General features: G+C 70.1%; 1 protein-coding gene. It reads left to right on the top strand.

All coding sequences use genetic code 11. The features are described from left to right. Positions 1-56 precede the first annotated feature (56 nt). Positions 57-1,273 (top strand): IS701 family transposase (locus tag AQJ27_RS51415; RefSeq protein ID WP_079065981.1); only part of this gene is annotated, 1,217 nt, incomplete at its 3' end.

Here is a 1,273-nt window from a genome sequence, read left to right as displayed (position 1 = left end):
CTAGTAGGACTCCGTTAGGTCTGTCTGCTGGCCGTGTTCAGGGGCATGAGGAGTGTGTGGACGCACATGAAGTCAATCGTGCTCGGGCCCAGTTGGCGATATTCGTGGCGGATGTGTTCGCCTCGATACCGCGCAAGGACCAGCGGGCCAAGAGCGACTGCTATCTGCGGGGACTGATGACGGACGGTCGCCGCAAGTCGATCCAGGCCATGGCCTCGCGGCTGCCGGACGGCAACGAGCAGAACCTGCAGCAGTTCGTGAACCAGTCGACCTGGGACCCGGTGCCGGTGCGCCGGCGGATCGCCAGGCGGCTGGTGCCGCAGATCGGCCCGGACGCCTGGGCGGTCGACGACGTGTCGTTCCCCAAGGACGGCAGAATGTCGGTCGGCGTCGCCCACCAGTACTGCGGCGCTTTGGGCAAGCAGGCCAACTGCCAGGTCGCGGTCAGCGTGCACGCGGTCTCCGACACGGCCTCCTGCCCGCTGAACTGGCGGCTGTTCCTGCCCCAGGAGTGGTCCAAGGACACCTTCCGACGCCGGCGGACCGGAGTGCCCAAGGACGTCGGGCACCGTGAGAAGTGGCGGCTGGCCCTGGACGCCCTGGATGAACTGGCCACATGGCAACTGGTGCCGCCGGTCGTGGTGGCCGACGCCGGCTACGGCCAGAACGCGGACTTCCGCGCCGCCCTGGCCGAGCGGGACATCCCGTATGTGGTCGGCATCCGCGGCGATATCACTGTTCAGTCGCACAATGCGCACCCCGCCGCCCCGGCCTGGTCCGGCACCGGACGCCCGCCGGTGCCCCGCTACCGGCAGCCGCCGGTGACGGTGGCGGACCTGGCAGCCGCCGCCGGACGGGAAGCCTTCACCGAGGTGACCTGGCGGGAGGGCTCCCGCGGAGCGATGACCTCCCGCTTTCTCTCCGTCAAGGTCCGTCCGGCCGGGGTGCGCTCGCGCCGGCTGGCCCAGCAGGCCGCGGTGGCCGAGCACGGCCGGTGGGACGGTGTCCTGCCCCAGGCGCGGCTGCTGGCCGAATGGCCCGACGGCGAGGACAAACCAACCCGCTTCTGGCTGTCCGACCTGCCCGACGACACCCCGATCCCGGAGCTGGTCCGCCTGGCAAAGATCCGCTGGCGCATCGAGCACGACTACCGCGAACTCAAGCACGGTCTGGGCCTGGACCATTTCGAAGGCCGCTCCTGGAACGGCTGGCACCACCACGCCACCCTGGTCACCGCCGCCCACGCCTTCCTCACCGAGCAGCGGCTGGCCCC

The organism is Streptomyces olivochromogenes (assembly GCF_001514115.1).
GTDB classification, from domain to species: domain Bacteria; phylum Actinomycetota; class Actinomycetes; order Streptomycetales; family Streptomycetaceae; genus Streptomyces; species Streptomyces olivochromogenes.
Note: the sequence above shows the minus strand (reverse complement) of the source record. Positions and strands in the feature narration are given on the sequence as shown.